This is a genomic window from Colwellia psychrerythraea (assembly GCF_000764185.1).
Taxonomy (GTDB): Bacteria; Pseudomonadota; Gammaproteobacteria; order Enterobacterales; family Alteromonadaceae; genus Colwellia; species Colwellia psychrerythraea_B.
Map to the genome: position 1 here is coordinate 107,492 of NZ_JQEC01000074.1, position 14,171 is coordinate 121,662.

Genomic DNA, 14,171 nt, shown 5'->3' on the forward strand with positions numbered 1-14,171 from the left:
CAATTTAAGTTAAAGTTAAGGTAAAAAGAGTAAATGGTAGATAACAAGCAACCCAATAGCAGCCAGTTAAATCCAAACCAACTAGACCCAAGCCAGTTAAATAATGCTTACCAAGAGCAAGGTTACTTTGTTATTAGAAATTATTTTAGTGCCGCTGAAATAGAATCACTCAGAGAAGTTGTTTTAAAGTTTCACCAGTTATGGAAAAAAGATAACGCCGAATTCTATAAAGAAGTCGCGTTCAATTCGTCCTTAATTACCGGTAGTGAATACTTAGAACCCGACGACAGAATAAAGCTTTTTAACTTTATCAGCTGTAACAAAATGATGGTTATTGTTGATGCCGTCATAAAAAATAATCCAGCTTTTATGAATACCCAATTGTTTTTTAATCCTATTAATCCAGAGCTTAAAGACTTTTGGCACCGAGATTGTCAGTATGATCACGACATAGACGTGCAAAAAGTCGTTATTCACGAGACACAAGTAGTGCACCTACGCGTTCCTTTATTTGATGAACTTGGCATGGAGCTAGTACCAGGTACACATAAACGTTGGGATAGTGAAGAAGAATTTAATGTTCGCCAAGAAGAAAAGGGTAGATTGAGTAACGAAGCCCTTTCTACAGGTAAAAAAATTGAATTAGCCGCTGGCGATTTGTTAGTTTTTTCTGCGGATATGATCCACCGAGGCTTATACGGTATGGACCGATTAGCACTTGATATATTAGTGTTTGATTCAGCGGGTGATTTTGTTGATTATGTAGATCCCGATTGTTTACCTGATAGCGCCATGTTAGAGCAAATTGACAACTCAAGGTTATTTGCCAATACCCTTGAGTTAATTTCACAGACTGAAGGGTAACACCTAAAATTAATAGGTTACGATCCTATGGATGAGACTCGAGGGTGTCATCCCCTGTATTGTATACCTTCAGTAACGCTACTTTATAAATACTATTAGTGTATTACCGGCACCATACCAAGCATTTGCATAAATTGTGCGCTAATAATAAACACACCTAATACCGCCGCCGTGGTTAATGCTACTTTTCCTCCCCTCACTTGATACATATTAACGCCAGACTGGATCGCGGTATCGAGTGTTTTTCTTCGTTGCTTCCACACCATTAAAACAGGTAAGAATATCGCCAAAATTACCAGTGCGATAGCTGCATATCCCAACGCCATGATAAAACCTTGCGGGTAAAATAACGCGAAACCCAAGGGGGGGGTAAAAGTAACTAATGCGGTAATAAATCTGTCTTTGTTAGAGTCGCCTTTATTTAGTACGTCACTGAAAAAGTCGAATAAACCTAAACTAACACCCAAAAAAGAAGTCGCCAGTGCTAAGTTAGCAAAAATGGTTAAGGTGTTAGCGATGGCTGAGCTTTGCAGTAAAGACGATAAGCTGGCGATAAATCCATCGAGCCCTTGGCTGTCATACAGGTTTTGTTGACTGATAACACCTTGGCTAACAATTTGCCAAAATAAATAGATTACTAATGGCATAGACGCGCCAATAATCATCACTTTACGTAGTGATTGAATGTTAAAACCCATATATTTCACAATAGAAGGAATAGAGCCGTGGAAGCCAAAAGACGTTACTATCACCGGAATAGCTGAGATTATTAAGCCTTGTTGCATTGGCATATTAAGTAAATATTCGCCTTGAATATGAGGCGTTAATATAAAAAAGATACTCGTTAATACCATGACTTTTATAATGAACAAAACCCGATTAATTTTATCAACGGTACTTGCGCCTAACGTAATAATAGAGCCAAATAATAATGCAAAAGCAATGGCGCCAGTTTGTGGAGGAACTTCTCCAGCACTCCAGTTAGAAAGCATTAACTGTAATTGACCACCACCACCGGCGATATAGGCGGCGCAAAGGGAATAAAAAAGAAAAATCATAGAAAAATTAGCGATGAACTGACCTTTTTTACCGAGTATATTTTTGGCCAATGTGTTTAATGTGGCGTTAGGTGGAGCGTGTTGATGCAGCTCTAACGTAAGCAGGGCGGTATAAGTCATTAAGCACCAAGCAAAGAATAATATGACCATGGCTGTTAAAAATCCTAAGCCAGAAGAGGCGATAGGTAATGCTAGCATTCCTGCACCAATAGTTGTGCCAGCAATGATTAACATGCTACCGATTGTTTTATTTATTATCACGGTGATGTATCTCTATACATAAATTTATGAAGCTAACATAAAATGAACGAGAGACAATTGGAATTATTTTCGATAAATAACTGAAAAGGTTTGTAGAGGTTAATTTACAGTGATCTATTTGATAGGCTTATTTGAGTCGTTTTATAGGCAAAGATTTACCTATAAAACGACTCAATATTTTGTTGTTCTGTTATTAATTAACTTACCTATTAAGTGAGTAGTTAAGTGAGCAATTAAGTCGCCAACTTATACGTGTTTACCGCGTGTCCACGTTGTGTTTTTTTCCAATAGTCGCTCGCCGGCGTCAACTGCACCAGTCTCCATCGTTGTGCCCATTGAGTCATTCCAGCGATTTAGGTAACCAAATAAAGAAATTACCCCTAATATTTCAACTATTTCACCTTCATCCCAATATTCATGCAAATTAGCACTAATTACATCATCAACGGCATTAGGAATACTTGACGCGGCAAGCGCAAATTCAAAGGCCGCTTTTTCAGCCTCAGTGTATAAAGAACTTTCTCTAAACGTCCAAATATTGTCTAAGCGCTCATCGGTGCCGCCATAGCGTTCAGCCGCTAAAATGGTATGAGCTTCACAATATCTACAGCCAGTATGTGCGCTAGTAATGTAGCCTATAAGACGCTTTTGCTCTGCCGTTACAGTGCCGTCATTAGCCATCACCGCCATGTTCAAATTAATAAATGCTTTGGCAATTGCGGGTCGGCGTTGCATGGTTAAGACACTGTTTGGGCAAAAACCTAATGTTTCATTAAAAAACTTGGCGAGTTCTGCTACTTCTTCATTTTCATCTGTTGCTAACGGTTTTACTAAGGGCATAGGGTGATCCTGCTGGTTGATTATTATTCTATTTTCAATATATATAATAGATGATGCATATGCAACATCTAATGTTGTTGTTTAAATTATCTACTGGGTTAATGCTAATAAGTTAATCAACAACAGAGTAACAACGTGATGTTATTGAATCGCTATACACTCATTAGATAACCTGAGTTTTGGATAAAGAGGGGAATTGAGTAGGAGCTGCTTATCCAGAGCCGATGTTAGACGGGTATAAGGTGTTTAGTGACTAAGTTGTTTAAGCCTATAGCGAGGCTACAATTTTTATGATTAAATAATCTTAAGTAAACAATAACTTTAGGAAATATTATTAGTCCCTCAGCACGTAATAAAGCTTTTAAGCTGTCTAATAAAATAACGCCCCAGCTTGATTTAAATAATCACTTACCTTTTCGTATTGCGGTTGTCAGTAATTTATTAGCGTTGAACCGTGATTGGAAAATTCGAGAGCTTTGTGATTTAGAGCCTAGAGAAATGCGAGTGTTATTAAATATTGGCTCATACATGCCAATTAAAGCAGCAGATATTGCTTATCAATCACGTATTGATTCTTACAATGTTAGTCGAGCAGTAAAAGCACTGCAAAAGAAGAATTTGATTGATATACAGCCTGACGAACACAGCCGAAATATAAAATACTTAGTGCTAAACGAGCAAGGCATTAAGTTATATCATCAAGTCACTCAAACAATGAATGAAAGAGCAGACGAGCTTGAAAGTGTGCTTGATAAGGAAGAGAGTGCGCTTTTTTACCGTATGCTTGAAAAAATTGAAGAAAAAGCAGAAAAAATACTAGCAGAGCAAGCCATGAGCAAAATAGCTGATGGAGCAGAGCCGCCTGCAGATCAAAAAGAACTGATTCGTTGGTATAAAAAAAGTACTGGCAAATAAAGCAAGGGTAAATAAAGTAACGGTAATAAATTAATATAGTTAGGCCGTATTTAATATTAGCCGTACTTTTTGACCGTAAATTCCATTGCCGTACCGCAGCAAATAACCTATTTGCGTGACAAGTTGTTTATAGAGACTTGTTTGCTCCCATTCATTTGTCTCTACAAATTAGCCCATTGCTGCTTTACACCCACAAGGTGCACAAGACCAAACGTTAGGCAAATAGCTGAACTCCAAAACCAGAATGCAGTGCTGTTACCTAGTGGCGCCACTTCAGAGCTAGCTGCTACGAATATACCACCGATACCGCGCAATAAATAAACGGCAGTAATAGCTATAAGTGCTAAGCGCATTAAGGGCAGTTTTATTATTAATCCTGCGGCAGAAAAAGCATAAAGCGACCAAATAGCCAAAACAAGCACGATACCGGAGGTGATGATTGTTGGTTGTAAACTGCCTTGTTCGGCAAGCTTTGCCATGTGCTCACCAGCGCCAAAAAAACGATACCAAGAGGCGCCAAAAACTATGCAACCCACGTGCAACAAAGAGGCGAGGGCACTTAATGTACCGGAAATAATTAAATAGATATTCATTGGACAGTTCTCTTTAATTGGCTCATATGAGCAATAATGAAATTTTATTGGTCTTTATTGATTAAGTATCAATGGCTTGTCCATTGCCTACTTGAGTTTCCCGCCGATTTACGAACCAAATGGTGAAGAATGCCATCGCTAACATTGATTCGATAATAATAGCGCCAATAATACCTTCATTTACAAACCCTCGTGAAAATTCATAACTTCCTAATAGAGCTAAACTTGACATGGTTACCACTAAGCTAAGTGCAATCGCTTGTCGGGCTTGACCATTTTGTAGATTTCGGGAGAAAAACATTAATACACTTACGCCTAACATTAGCATTGCAGCACGACGAGCAACAAAATAAGCGGCTTCGCTTCCTGTAACTCCTACGTCGGATAAAAAATTCTCAGGGGTTTTGAATAATAAATAAAATATATAAAAGCATAATAAGGACGTAAATAAGGCTAATATTTTAAACAGGTAGACAGTTAATATGTTTTGAATTTTTGATTCGACTTTTAGTGTATTCATAATATTTCCTTATTTAGCCGTAATAAATTTTGAATAGTCAGTAACAATATTGGCGCCAATTTGCGTTAACAAGTTCATTAACCCTAAGTGAGCACGGTCAAAACAGGGTTGCTCGCTATACATGCCCGATAAAAATTTTACCGCGTCGCCACTGACATTGTCAGGCTTTCCTGGGCAAGGAGTTTTAGTGGTAAAGTCGAATGTTTTACTTACATAAGCTTGACCTAGCCACTGTCCATAATACTGTAAATCAGGGAATATTTTTGATTCAAAAGTATTAAAATCTACACTGTGGTCAATAAACTTAAGTGCTTGGTAACTGGTAAACAGTGCTTTTTTATTTTTGTTGAAAATATAGCTATCAACAATTTTTGGCATCATAGCGGTGAAGCTATCAACAAAGTCATCACTCAAGCTACGCACACAACCAAAGTCTAAAACGCCGAGCTGCTCATCGCCTAATACTAAGAAGTTACCTGGGTGAGGGTCAGCGTGTATTTTTTTCAGTGTTAAGGCGCTATACCAAAAAAAATCGAATAGCTTTTGTCCTAGCGCATTTCTTTGTAGCTGATTTGGTTTGTTGTCTAGCCATTTATCTAGGTGTTGGCCGTTTAACATCTCCATTGATAATATTCTAGTCGTTGATAACTGCTGATTAACCTTGGGAATAACAATGCCGTTTAGCTTCATTTCTTGCCCAAACCAGTTCAGATTACGGGCTTCATTTTTATAGTTTATCTCTTCAGATAATCTGTTTTTTATTTCAGCTAATACTAGGGTGAATACTTGTTTTTTTGGCATGTTTTTGGTGGTTTTAGCTAATAGCCAAAACAATTTTTCTAACATTTTTAGATCGCTGTCAATGGTTGCTCCTATGCCGGGATACTGAACCTTTACCGCGAGTTTTTCATTGTTAAACGATAAAGCTTGGTGAACTTGACCTATGCTTGCTGCAGAAAAAGCTTCGCTATCAAACTCCTTAAATAGCTGTTTTGGCGTGTTGCCTAGCTCTTGCACCATTTGCTTTCTGACCAGCGCTCGGTTAATCGGGGGCACTTCATGGCAAGCCGACTTTAATTTATTGCGAATGGTTTCAGGTAGAATGTCGGTTTCCATGCTTAATAGTTGAGACAACTTAATTGCTGTGCCTCTAAGCTGACTTAATACGGTAAAAACTAACTCGCCTATTTGCTCTTCGTGTTGTTGCTGAGATTGCTCAGTATTTTTTGTTTGAGCGTTTGTATCGTTAGCATTTTTCGCTGAAAAGGCTTTTCGCACTTTATAGCCCGCATGTTTTAAGCCTATTTTTGTGACTGCTGCGCCAGTAATTACACTACGTGATAACGTTGAGGTGGGGACCTTTTTTGAGGTAGGCATAACTACACCGCTGCTGTTTGGTTTTTGTTTTTATCTTTGTTTTGGCTCTGTTTATTTCTGTGTTGCATTAACAAACTTATTAATGGCGGAAACATAAGCCAAAAACCGGAATCTGGCATGATGGTAATACCAATTACGGTTAATAGTAAAAGGTTAAGTGTCACTGAAAGTGGTACTCGGCTGTTATTTACAGAATCAAAGTGTTTTATTAATAACCCTGTAATGAAGAGTGCTTGCCCAAATAAGAAAAACCATACTGCTGCGGCTGAGCGATCAGTCGTTAGGCTATTAATAATACCATTATCATACAGAGAGCTATATTCAGCTGCGAACATAATAACTGCAAATAAGGTGTGACATGCTGATACTGCAATAATCCAATTACCTTGCCAATTTTTCATAATACATTCCTTTATAATATTGTTAATTCTATTTTTTTATTCAATAATTTAAATAAATACTATCAAGTAGATTTGTTAACTAGGTATTAGGTTGAATGAAATAAGTAAAACCTAATTAGTGCCTTACAACCCAAATGATTTCTTCATTACTAATTTGTTTAAAAAGCCACTACCCATAAAGCGGAATAAATGTGCTTTTACAAAAAAGCTGACTAGCTCAGTTGCTTTAGAGACAATACCGCTTCTCAATATTTCTACGCCAAGGTCTAGCGACATATCGACCATTTGTGTGGTATTGCTGAATTCTTCAGAGTCATCGTTAACCCAATACAAGAGTACGGCTAATAAGTAGTCATTAGCGAGTTTTGCTGTGGCATCGGTAAACGGAGATTGGGCAATTTCGCCTGTTTGCTCAGCGTCGTTAAGTAAGTTTCGGATAAGGTCGACAAACTCTTCCCTAACTGGGGCAACGTCTTTAAATAAAATACTGGGTGACTGCATTATCATATTGATGCTGTCGCAAACAAACTCTCGGTTGGGTAAGAAGTTATTCAAATAGATATCAATGAGCAACTGCAATTTTTCTTGTAAAGAGTATTCAGATAAGTCGTCTTCAGCTAAAAATTGCTGCGCTGTTTCTGTAGCCATTAAGCCGTAATATCCGTAAATCAGTTTGTCTTTATTGGCGAAATATTTGTAAATTGTCGCATCACCAATGCCAGCTTCTCGGGCTATTTGTTTCATGCTGGTGGCTTCAAAACCATTTTCACTGAATAGCTCAACGGCTGTGTTAATTATTTTTAATCTGATCTCAGCTTGTTGTTGCTTAGATAACCTTGCCATAAGATACACCCTATCGTTTAAGTGCGTTTATTTAGTTGTTATATGATAGATCGTATTCTTAATAATTCCAAGCGTTGATTGTATTTTATTCGCTTTACCGTGTTTTACTTTATTTTTACTGAATTTTGTCTCGTACAGTTGTGAGTTTTTGGTATCTATTTGAATGTGTTGCGTTGAAGTCTAGCGGTTTTAGCTGTTAGCCTATTTTAATAAATAACATAAAGGCGTCACATTAATTTTTTAAGCCCCTAATTCGACATAAAAGATATGTGTTAATAATAAGTAACGCTATAATGCGGAAAAATTAATAATAAAAAGGCAAATCAATGACAATTCGCACGCCTAATTCCGCATTATGGGCTTTAGTGTTAGTCAATCTTATTTGGGGAGTCGGCTTTGTTGTGGTTGATGGCGCCATTGATATTATGCCGGTTAATACTTTTAACGCTTTTCGTTTTGGTATTGCGGCATTAGCATTATTACCTTTGTATTTTTTACAAAAAAAACCAGAAAAAGATGAATGTGATTACACCGTAGCAGAACTACTTAAAGTCGGTTTTGGTTTAGGTTTTTTATTGTTTTTAGGCTTTGCTCTTCAAACCCAGGGCATGATTTACACCAGTGTGTCTAATACCGGCTTTATAACTGGTTTATGTGTTCCTTTAGTGCCTATTATCGGTTTTATACTCTTTAAAACAAAAGTAGGTATAGAAGTGTGGATGAGTGTTGTCGCCGCTACCATCGGGTTATACTTTTTGACCATGGGCGATAAAATGGAATTGAACCAAGGTGATGTGCTAGTAGCTATCAGCGCAGTTTGTTATGCCGCTCACATTACGTTAATGGCAAAATATGGTGGACGATTTGCCATTATGTCGCTAAGTATTATTCAACTGGCAGGCGTTGCTTTATACAGTATTATAGCTGCAAGTTATGAAGCATTGGCCAATATTAATGAAAGCTATCCGCCGTTTATTGAACAACTATCAAATACTGATGTTTGGGCGGCAATACTTTACTCAAGTATTTTAGCGAGCGCGTTTGCCTATTGGGCACAAACCTCTAGCCAACGTTTACTTGAACCACACAAAGTTGCCCTCGTTTTTGCATTAGAGCCTATTTTTGCTCATATTGCAGCATTCTTTATATTAGGTGAACATCTTGGTGTGAACGGCTGGTTTGGCGCAGGGTTAATCATTGCCGGTATGCTTTACTCCGAACTTGGCGGTAGAAGAAAAATTAAAATACAGCCATTAGATCAAATGGCGGCACCTCTCGATAAATAAAGTTTCTAGCAATTAGCAACTATTACATTTGGTTATAGTTGCTAATTAATTAGTGTTTATAATGATAAAAAATTATGTGGTTAGGTTTTAGTGTCATATCTTATTTCGGTTACCCTATTGTGGGCTTTTTCATTTAGTTTAATTGGTGTGTATTTAGCTGGGCAGGTTGATGCTTGGTTCTCGGTATTTATGCGTATTGGTTTGGCTATGTTAGTCTTTTTACCTTTTTTACGATTAAATGAAATTAGCTGGCAAATCGCTATTAAACTAATGGGCATAGGTGCTATTCAGCTAGGCTTAATGTACGTCTTTTATTATCAGTCATTTTTGTATTTGTCTGTGCCTGAAGTGCTTTTATTTACGGTGATGACTCCTATTTATATCACCTTATTAAATGATGCTTTTGAGAGAAAGTTTCACCTCAATTTTATGTTCACCGCATTACTGGCAACCTCGGGTGCTATTGCTATTCGTTTTAACGCAGTAGATGCTAACTTTATTGTTGGCTTGGTCTTAGTGCAATCGGCTAATTTATGTTTTGCCACAGGGCAGGTTTGCTATAAACGGTTAATGGCTGCCCAACAGCTAGAGCAGTCTATCAATCAAAAAGCAATATTTGCCTGGTTTTTCATTGGTGCATTTTGTGTGGCAGCCATTTGTTATGTAATTTTTGGTGATGCCAATAAACTACCGACAACTGAGCTGCAGTGGGGCGTATTAGTGTATTTAGGCATTATCGCCTCAGGTGTTGGTTTTTTTGCTTGGAATAAAGGCGCTACGTTGGTTAATGTTGGTGCACTGGCTATTATGAATAACTTGCTGATCCCTGCTGGCATTATCGTTAATTTAGTGATTTGGAATCGTGATGCAGATATCCCTCGATTAGTCTTTGGTGGCTCACTCATTGTACTGTCGTTATTACTGAACCAATGGTTAGAGAAGCGTAGAAAGCTCGGTTAAATCCAGTGAATAAATAACTGAAGTCAAATAAAGTACAAGGTTTTAACTTAAATTGGCTTCACAAAGCATGCTTGGCGATATTCACTCATTAGCGCTAGTTTTGTGTTTTAAGTTAGATGCCCTAGTTCACTCCTTTACCCTGACCCCACTGATTCCTTCAAATTATTCTTTCATTTTACCTACGAAGGGACATTTGTTCCCAGCCAAAAAAGGGGGCAACTGTACAATCTCTATTCCGGCTTTCACAGCAGCCTATGCTGGTTGTACTTTAATCTGGCAAGTGTCAGGTTTCTTTACAAAAAACAATTATGTACCAGGCGATAATCGCTGTAGGTAGCATGTTTACTTGGCTGGCGTGGGATATGCATGAATTTGTGTAGTGAATTGGTCTAAAACTGGAAGGATATTCTTATGCTTAAGATGATAAAAAGTTTTGTGGCGATATTGGCGCTTACTGGATGGGTGGCAGCGGCAAACGCAACACTAATTGTAAACACTGGCCCTGGTCCTGGGGGATCTGCAGGTGGTTATACATTATATTCGGAACAATTCCTCTACGGAGAGTTCATTACGACACAGGACTGGATTGTTAATAGTGTCGAAGGCTGGATCAGCCTAACCGGCATTGGTGAATCTGCGACAATTGGCATTTTTGCAGATGGTGGAGTAATCCCAAGCGCCGAACTTTATTCAATTGCCTTTTCTTCGGTCAATGGAGATGATGCTGCTTGGGAGGGGGCTTCAGGATTGAATTGGCTTTTATCCGCAGGTACATACTGGATTGGGGTCGAAGTACGAGGTGGCCAGACTATGTCTGGAGCCATGCCTTCTCCGGTTCCTAATCCGCTAAGTGCTTATGCGGTCAATCACCCTAATGGTAGTGGGCTGAATGCCACTGGTTCTTTGAATGTCGGATTTCGTATTGATGCTTCTTCACCAGTTCCCGCGCCCGCAACCCTCGCGCTATTAGGCTTGAGCCTTGCCGGCCTTAGCTGGTCAAGACGCAAAAAATCCTAAATAGCACTCCTAATGAATAAGCCCTTCATGTGAGGGCTTTTTTATTTGTGAGATTCGAGGTCCCTTATGACCGTAGTTACGCTATAAGAATACTTTATTTAGAGGCTATCTCTCCTTTTAGAGGTTTCTATAAAGCGCAGTAAGTGCTCGGTACAGGTTAAACAATTTACTACCGTTATGGTGGCGACGTTACCAGTCAGGTAATAGCAAATAAAATTTGGCGGGTTACTTTTCCTCTGAAGGCTCATATCTGCATATAGCGTGTTGTCTTTGAGTTAGCATTTTTTACTACAAAGCCAGCTGTAAAGAAAACTGACACTATCAAAATCTATATAGAAGGAAGTTAGCGTAACGAAATTAACAATGATTGACAGCTTTGTTGGCAAACAAGTCATTGATACCTGTATAACTCTATGGTAATAGCAGTACTCTATTTTCTAATTCGTTATATCTTTTTAAGATAAATTCCATTCTCTGTAGATATAACTGTAAGATCATAAGTGCTTGAATTTATTATGTTTTATATGGGTTCTTAAGGCGAGTTAAATTAAGTTTTCATTGTTTTTATTGGGCTGTAGCAACAAAAGTGGCCATTCACTTTAATGAATAGCCACAGTTTGAGTTAATAGCACGGAAGTCATCGACCTTTATCTCTCTATTTACATGCTGCTATTAAACGTTATCGTTTAAAGCAAGACGTTGCCTTTAATGGCCACTCTTGCTCGGTATCAAGCCGGTTAAGTAAACAAGTATCGCCTTTCTTTCTTAATTCAAACACTAAAGCAGGTTTTATCTCCTTACTATAAACTTTTACCCCATGTGATGAGGTTACCGGCGGAGTCGTCAGTAATAATCGACTCGTCTGTTGAAAGACATCCTGAGCTATTGGTACTATCTTGCCCGCCAAAGCATTGCTAATAACAGCAACAATTTCAGTGCGGGCGGCATTACTGTTTTCAGGCAGTAATGCAGGAACTGATTCCTCAGCCTGCAGAGCACAAGCTGACAGAAGACTTAAAGATAGCGCGACAAAAGTAAGTTGTTTAATGATCATTGAGTTTTACCCGCTCTGATATGGCGGAATTTATCAAAATACATATCATCAATAATGGCATCTTGCAGTGGCGTTCGAGTATCAAGCTTAGGTCCAAAATAATCAACCGAGTTGCTCGGTTGAGATAACATTGATTTGGGCGAACTAAAATCACTAATCGATTTACGGCTTAACTTAACCGGTTGTTCGTTAATCACTGGACAAGTATTATTAGTTTGATAATAAAGCGCACTAGCAAGTAATATTTCTTGTTCATCACCCAACGAATGCAAATAATCCTCCTCAATAGGGCAACCTTGAACTTGGTATAGCTTACCTGCTTCAGGCAACTTAGCGGGTACTAAACCATCGGCATAATCACCAAAGCCGGCATCGTTTTCTCCTTTAAACTGCACCGTGAAATACGTAGAACCGCAGTTATCTTGACTAACAAAGCCGTATGGTTTTCCGCAGGTTGTTTCACCAATTTGAATAACTTCTATGCCCACGCCAATTAACGAATTGATAAATGACTCACTTGCTGAGCAGGAAGAGCTAGTGGTAAGCACATAAACCCGAGCTAAATTTAAAGTTGGCAGTGGTTGGTCCGTTTGAATAACTGAGTCGCCACCAATTAAACGTCTTAAATCAATGGTCACATCAATAAATGGAAAACTGTTACTGGCTTTTTTATCGTTGTAAATGGTTTTTTCATATATCTTATTTTCGGTAACATCTTTACCGGCAACCATATAAGCCAATTGCGATGAGAGTGCAAGAAAACCACCACCGTTATAGCGTAAATCAACAACTAAATCAGTAATTTGATCAGCTGAAAATTGATTGAACTCATCAAAGAGATCTTTTTCTACCGTGGAGTTATTAAAAGAATTCAACAACAAATAGCCGACTTTTCCTTGTGGAGTATCTATTGTTTTAGCTAACTGTAAAGGTACTCCTTCAATGGCAGCAGTTTGCAAAGTAACGTCATATTCAACATTATCAATACCGATAAACTTAAAGCTATGGCTCTCGCCTTCGTTACGACTAAATAGGGCATTCTCCATAATATCAATGTCACTTTGCGAGGTGGTATTAACAAAATCAACACCATCAATTTCCAGCAGCTTCGAACCACGAGAAACGCCCGAAGTCATTGCTTGCGTATTCGGCGTGATATTTTTTACCTGCCAACTTCTGGGTGGGGCAATACTACTTTGTTTATCATAGTCAATACCGTAACCATAGCTGACGCCTAATTGTGTGCGCTCTTCAACACCACTTGTTGGCTCCATCCAATGAAACTTATCCTTCAAAGCGCCAGAGTCTGTTACCTCTGATGTTTTAAGTTGGTCGAAATAATTGATTAAACTGAAATTTTTTGGATCTTTATCAATAACGTCCTTGTACCAAAGGTAAGTCTCATGAGTAAAGGCACGTTGCCAATGTTTTTCTAGTAGCTCACTGCCTTGTTTATCGGGATAAGTGATATTAGTAATAGGGCTGCTACCGCTGCGGGGATCCTTACATTGAGCAACAAAGTTACTTGACGGTTGAAATTGATCTTGCTGCCAAGTAGATTCAGTGACGGCTTTACTCACAGGCACTTGAGTAACCTTAGTTGTTCCGCCAGAGCCCCCACCACAACCAGTGAGCATAACTAACGGCAGTGCTATGTTTAACAACAAGAGAGATTTTTTACTTAGGGTACTTTGTTCATCTTTGTCAATAACAACCGTCATCTACACTATTTCCTTTTAATATGAATCCACTTCAATCGTCTTTGGGTAAAGTAATGTTCTATAACTTAAGCCAAAACAACAAAAAATCGATAGCTATCTTAAGTTATATGTAAGTAATTAACAATTACTTACAATGGTTTACAAGCAAGTATTAGACAGATTAGTCGGCTCTAATAATACTTCTCCATACCTTGGCTCTAGCATTTTTTTGAAAGTAAGGATGTCCATGATTTCACCCCAAACTGGTCACCCACATATTCCCATCTTCTTCACTCCCGTGATTAAGTCTCAGTCACTTTCAAAGTTACGCCCTCATCATTTTCGAATCTGCGCCTCCGTCATTTCTGAAGTGACTTGTCGGAAATCCAAACTCTAAAAAACATGAAGCTGTGACTTTATTTTGGGGGAGGGGGGCGAGTTTAGTTTGAGGGCTTGAGCGTGTGATTACATGTCTATATGTG

14 protein-coding genes are annotated in these 14,171 nt (G+C 38.5%); 5 read left to right on the forward strand and 9 right to left on the reverse strand.

Features of this window, described 5'->3' with window-relative positions; genetic code table 11:
- The first annotated feature begins 33 nt into the window (after nucleotides 1-33).
- Complete coding sequence (locus tag GAB14E_RS00785) at nucleotides 34-864, forward strand: phytanoyl-CoA dioxygenase family protein (protein ID WP_033084545.1); 831 nt, start codon at nucleotides 34-36, stop codon at nucleotides 862-864.
- A 95-nt stretch (nucleotides 865-959) separates the two neighbouring features.
- Here the strand turns inward: GAB14E_RS00785 and GAB14E_RS00780 are convergent, their stop codons facing one another.
- Nucleotides 960-2,183 (reverse strand): aromatic amino acid transport family protein, encoded by a 1,224-nt coding sequence (locus tag GAB14E_RS00780; RefSeq protein ID WP_033084546.1) that lies wholly within the window; start codon nucleotides 2,181-2,183, stop codon nucleotides 960-962.
- A gap of 246 nt (nucleotides 2,184-2,429) precedes the next feature.
- On the reverse strand, nucleotides 2,430-3,023 hold the full coding sequence (locus tag GAB14E_RS00775; RefSeq protein ID WP_033084547.1) for a carboxymuconolactone decarboxylase family protein: 594 nt from the start codon (nucleotides 3,021-3,023) through the stop codon (nucleotides 2,430-2,432).
- 447 nt (nucleotides 3,024-3,470) lie between these two features.
- On the opposite strand from GAB14E_RS00775, the gene GAB14E_RS0123590 reads away from it, so the two are divergent.
- A complete protein-coding gene (locus tag GAB14E_RS0123590) occupies nucleotides 3,471-3,938 on the forward strand; it encodes a MarR family winged helix-turn-helix transcriptional regulator (RefSeq protein ID WP_197061259.1) in 468 nt (155 codons plus the stop codon).
- Nucleotides 3,939-4,099: 161 nt separating this feature from the next.
- On the opposite strand, the gene GAB14E_RS00770 is transcribed toward GAB14E_RS0123590, so the two are convergent.
- From GAB14E_RS00770 to GAB14E_RS00750, 5 genes are all read right to left on the reverse strand, one after another.
- Nucleotides 4,100-4,531 (reverse strand): hypothetical protein, encoded by a 432-nt coding sequence (locus GAB14E_RS00770; RefSeq protein ID WP_033084549.1) that lies wholly within the window; start codon nucleotides 4,529-4,531, stop codon nucleotides 4,100-4,102.
- 61 nt (nucleotides 4,532-4,592) lie between these two features.
- Nucleotides 4,593-5,051: a hypothetical protein gene (locus GAB14E_RS00765; RefSeq protein ID WP_033084550.1), complete on the reverse strand. Its 459-nt coding sequence runs from the start codon at nucleotides 5,049-5,051 to the stop codon at nucleotides 4,593-4,595.
- Nucleotides 5,052-5,060: 9 nt separating this feature from the next.
- Nucleotides 5,061-6,428, reverse strand: coding sequence for an ABC1 kinase family protein (locus GAB14E_RS00760; RefSeq protein ID WP_033084551.1), 1,368 nt, complete (start codon nucleotides 6,426-6,428; stop codon nucleotides 5,061-5,063).
- 2 nt (nucleotides 6,429-6,430) lie between these two features.
- Nucleotides 6,431-6,829, reverse strand: a complete 399-nt coding sequence (locus GAB14E_RS00755; protein WP_033084552.1) for a DUF6463 family protein — start codon at nucleotides 6,827-6,829, stop codon at nucleotides 6,431-6,433.
- Nucleotides 6,830-6,952: 123 nt separating this feature from the next.
- Nucleotides 6,953-7,672: a TetR/AcrR family transcriptional regulator gene (locus tag GAB14E_RS00750; RefSeq protein WP_033084553.1), complete on the reverse strand. Its 720-nt coding sequence runs from the start codon at nucleotides 7,670-7,672 to the stop codon at nucleotides 6,953-6,955.
- A gap of 326 nt (nucleotides 7,673-7,998) precedes the next feature.
- Between GAB14E_RS00750 and GAB14E_RS00745 the strand changes: the two genes are divergently transcribed.
- The 3 genes from GAB14E_RS00745 (at nucleotide 7,999) to GAB14E_RS00735 (ending at nucleotide 10,935) form a co-directional block, all read left to right on the forward strand.
- The gene (locus GAB14E_RS00745) at nucleotides 7,999-8,958 is read left to right on the forward strand and encodes a DMT family transporter (RefSeq protein ID WP_052094141.1); all 960 of its coding nucleotides are present in this window, start codon (nucleotides 7,999-8,001) and stop codon (nucleotides 8,956-8,958) included.
- 90 nt (nucleotides 8,959-9,048) lie between these two features.
- Nucleotides 9,049-9,918 (forward strand): EamA family transporter, encoded by an 870-nt coding sequence (locus GAB14E_RS00740; protein WP_033084554.1) that lies wholly within the window; start codon nucleotides 9,049-9,051, stop codon nucleotides 9,916-9,918.
- A gap of 411 nt (nucleotides 9,919-10,329) precedes the next feature.
- A complete protein-coding gene (locus GAB14E_RS00735; protein WP_033084555.1) occupies nucleotides 10,330-10,935 on the forward strand; it encodes a PEP-CTERM sorting domain-containing protein in 606 nt (201 codons plus the stop codon).
- A 679-nt stretch (nucleotides 10,936-11,614) separates the two neighbouring features.
- On the opposite strand, the gene GAB14E_RS00730 is transcribed toward GAB14E_RS00735, so the two are convergent.
- A complete protein-coding gene (locus GAB14E_RS00730; RefSeq protein ID WP_033084556.1) occupies nucleotides 11,615-11,989 on the reverse strand; it encodes a hypothetical protein in 375 nt (124 codons plus the stop codon).
- Nucleotides 11,986-13,710 (reverse strand): S41 family peptidase, encoded by a 1,725-nt coding sequence (locus GAB14E_RS00725; RefSeq protein WP_052094143.1) that lies wholly within the window; start codon nucleotides 13,708-13,710, stop codon nucleotides 11,986-11,988. The genes GAB14E_RS00730 and GAB14E_RS00725 overlap by 4 nt, the downstream gene beginning before the upstream one ends.
- Nucleotides 13,711-14,171: the final 461 nt, after the last annotated feature.